We start from the raw sequence: 2,828 nt of genomic DNA, 5'->3' as shown, positions 1-2,828 counted from the left end.
TTGCTGAAAGGAAATACGACCTTCTTCCATCCTACACGCCCCTTTTCTGTATAACTATTTATATGTTAAAATAAATGGGAAAGAAATCTGCCAATTTCTTTCCTAGACGGTTACTCATGACTTTGCTCTTTGTTTGCTTTTGCAAATGAAGAGCTTTTATTTTGCATACTTATACTTGCTTTCTAACATCGCATAACGCAATAACTTTAACTTTGTCTCTTTTTTCAATGCTTTCCATTCCGATACAGCAATTTTCATTCTTCATTCCTCCATTAACGAATTTTATTATTTATATAGACTTATAAGTTCCAGTTATATATTGTTCTAATTTGTTTATCGCTAAATCCTTCATGGACAGCGAAGATTTCTGGAAAATCAGAGATACACAAATCAATAATTGTATTATCAGTTGTTCTTATATAGTAATACTGAACAGCCCCTTCATAATTTGAATATAAATAGTATTTATGAATTTTATAATTTAATCCATTTTTCTCTAATACCTCATAAAGCTTGTTTTTAGTTTCATCCATTACGTCAAAAATGGTTAACTGCTCCATCATTAACAGCTCCTCATTGCGTAAATTTACTAAACTAACTCTAAGAACAAGGTTGTTTCATTATGTTGATTGGTATGCACATTAAACCTTTTTCCGGTAGCTTCTAATGCACTAAAAAGCATTCTTTTATATCCTTGATCCATAAAATCTACACTAATTTGACCATGATTCATAATAAATTGAAGATCAGCCATCATCTTTTTAACTTTCCGTTCCATGTAATAACCTCCTCAATAAAGTTATATAACTTATATAACTATTCTATTACTCATTTTTCTGGTTGTCAATATAAGTTATATAACTTATAATGTTTTTTATAGAGGAGGTTGCTATATGGCTGTTAATAAGGACAAGTACACTCAAATTTTAGTTACTTTTACAAAAGAACAAGTAGAACAAATAGAAAATTATTGGCATGAAAATAAGCTGAAGAACCGAAATGAAGCAATTCGTCAGATCGTAGACAAAGGGTTAAGTCGTAAATAATGGCTACCCTTTTTACTTTTCCTAAAAAACCTAAAAACGCATATAAATTCCCTCTCTCCCTTTACATGCGTTTTTATAACAAATATGACTATTATATTAATAACCATATCAAAACCTCATACAACTAAATCTGAAGGTTCATTTTTTAGTTAAACTAATTTTTTTCATGTATTCTTTATGCAAATAAAAAAAGAGCCGGATTTTCATCACAGCTCATGAATTAATTGGTTCTGTATGTGTACATGTGGGATATTGTGAACAGCCAAAAAACTTATTACCTGTTTTATTTGAATTACGAACGACTAAATCATGTTTACATGTGGGACATTTCCGTTCTGCAGGTTTTACCCCTTGATACACATCTTCAGCCGAATATTCCGGATTAATTTTATTAATCAATTTCTGAAGTTCTACACGATCTATAAGTTTTACATGGCATGCCTCCGCTAATTCTTTCGCTTGTCTTGTATATACACTGTTTGTTACGACCCAGCCCTCTTGTGCTTTGTAATAGGCTTGTGCTGCATATATCTCTTGTACTGCACTGATGCCGACTCTATTTTTCATCCCGTAGCGTTTCGCCTGGATTACAATACGATTCTTCCCCTTCAATACCAGATCCGCTCCGAAATCATTTGACTGCTTTGTGACTGTTGGAGAATAACCCAACTCTCGAAAGAGAGCTTTTAGGTATACCTCGAATTGATGTCCGTCCATTTTGTCTATATAACGAATACCAGACTTAGCCATTCGCTTTAATATTCTTCGCTCCTGGATCTTCCGGTACATGAATTTACAAATATGAAAAAGAACGTAAATGATAAAACCATACATCAAAATTTGTAATATGTTTGGCATTTCTGGTAGATTAGACACTTCGCTCCACCTCTTTAATTGGCTTCATTTTCTTTGGTTGGGCTGTTTCTTTTGCCTGTTGCTCATTCACTTGTTTCTTCCGGACATCGTTCCAATCCTTTTCATTTGTTGGAATATCCTCTTTAAGGTCTACAAAGCATTTCATTGTCTGAATGAAGTCTTTCCCAGCTTTATCATTATCAACTGCCATAATGACCTCTTTAATATCGTGCCCTTCTTTTTTCGCATCCATTAAAGATTGAATTACTGTTTTTGACTTCAATCCATGCATAGAAACCAGGCGAGCGTTTTGTATCTTATTTTGTTTGATACTCCAATGAGATAACATGTCGATAGGATCTTCATAAAAATAAATCTTATCCGGTTTACCTACATCAACCGTAAAACCGGCATTGATTTTTTCATAATTCGGGACAATTTGCTTAAAGCTTCCTCTTTTATTCTCCATTTTGACTGTACCTTGACGGTTCATACCAATAACCTGTCCTTTTCCTCCTTCTTCCCTCCATTTAAAAACCACATTATTTTTCTTATCCTGGGCGATGAGATCCTTTTTAATCAGCCAATTCACCAAGCGAGGATCTATTTTCCGTTCATGAATTAGATATTCTTTTATCTCTGTTTGTTTATTTACTTCCAGGTGTTTGGGATAACTAAAAGGCTGCTGCTCTTTTTTGCGCTCCTCTTCAGCTATTGAACGATCAAACTCTTTGTAGTCCCCCTTCTGAATGTCCATCACGGCTTGTGGGAATGTCATGTCATAGTACATCATGGCAAAGCTAATCGCTCCATATCCTTTTTCCCCTCGGCTATTCCAGGCGTACTGGTTCCCTTTAATGATGAGACTGTCATGCTCCGTATGACGATAATAATTTCCTTCTTTCTTAAACGTTTCTCCTTTTGCTT

General features: G+C 34.3%; 5 protein-coding genes. 1 reads left to right on the top strand and 4 read right to left on the bottom strand.

What is annotated here, in order from left to right:
• Positions 1-299: 299 nt before the first annotated feature.
• Both GFJ36_RS28100 and GFJ36_RS28095 read right to left on the bottom strand, forming a co-directional pair.
• Positions 300-563, bottom strand: a complete 264-nt coding sequence (locus GFJ36_RS28100; protein ID WP_098961830.1) for a hypothetical protein — start codon at positions 561-563, stop codon at positions 300-302.
• A gap of 26 nt (positions 564-589) precedes the next feature.
• Positions 590-778, bottom strand: a complete 189-nt coding sequence (locus GFJ36_RS28095; RefSeq protein ID WP_098961829.1) for a hypothetical protein — start codon at positions 776-778, stop codon at positions 590-592.
• Between the two features lie 115 nt (positions 779-893).
• On the opposite strand from GFJ36_RS28095, the gene GFJ36_RS29275 reads away from it, so the two are divergent.
• Positions 894-1,046 carry a ribbon-helix-helix domain-containing protein gene (locus GFJ36_RS29275; protein ID WP_000290205.1) on the top strand — a complete coding sequence of 51 codons (153 nt, stop codon included), beginning with the start codon at positions 894-896 and terminating at the stop codon, positions 1,044-1,046.
• Positions 1,047-1,259: 213 nt separating this feature from the next.
• Here the strand turns inward: GFJ36_RS29275 and GFJ36_RS28090 are convergent, their stop codons facing one another.
• Together GFJ36_RS28090 and GFJ36_RS28085 are read right to left on the bottom strand one after the other, a co-directional pair.
• Positions 1,260-1,922 (bottom strand): restriction endonuclease, encoded by a 663-nt coding sequence (locus GFJ36_RS28090; protein WP_098961828.1) that lies wholly within the window; start codon positions 1,920-1,922, stop codon positions 1,260-1,262.
• Positions 1,915-2,828, bottom strand: a 914-nt coding sequence (locus tag GFJ36_RS28085; protein WP_157349815.1) for a DUF3991 and TOPRIM domain-containing protein, incomplete at its 5' end; no start/stop codon positions are given. The genes GFJ36_RS28085 and GFJ36_RS28090, both read right to left, overlap by 8 nt.

The sequence above is a fragment of the Bacillus sp. EE-W1 genome, assembly GCF_009760835.1.
GTDB classification, from domain to species: domain Bacteria; phylum Bacillota; class Bacilli; order Bacillales; family Bacillaceae_G; genus Bacillus_A; species Bacillus_A wiedmannii.
Note: the sequence above shows the minus strand (reverse complement) of the source record. Positions and strands in the feature narration are given on the sequence as shown.